The 239-nt window shown below is 65.7% G+C and carries 1 protein-coding gene; it reads right to left on the reverse strand.

Annotated features, from left to right (window positions below; all coding sequences use genetic code 11):
- On the reverse strand, nt 1-239 hold a 239-nt coding region (locus tag FS767_RS22570), incomplete at both ends, for a peptidoglycan DD-metalloendopeptidase family protein (RefSeq protein ID WP_144968304.1).

A 239-nucleotide genomic window follows, 5' to 3' on the forward strand; every position in this document is an offset into this window, starting at 1 on the left:
ATAACCAGTTCACCATAACCCCGTAGACCATTTCCCGCATAGACCACGGTGCCATCGGCGGCGGCCATCACGGGCTGACCTTCCTGGCCGGCGATGTCTATTCCCTTGTTCAGGCTGCTGCTGGCCGAGAAGCGACTGATCAACGTACCTTTCGTCGGCCAGGCCCAACCGGCGGCGGATTGGGGGACGTCACGGGTCGGCGTCTGGGCCGGTGTCACCGGCGTCGGCGGCGGAGCCGC

This window comes from Pseudomonas sp. DE0010 (genome assembly GCF_007680745.1).
Classification (GTDB): domain Bacteria; phylum Pseudomonadota; class Gammaproteobacteria; order Pseudomonadales; family Pseudomonadaceae; genus Aquipseudomonas; species Aquipseudomonas parafulva_B.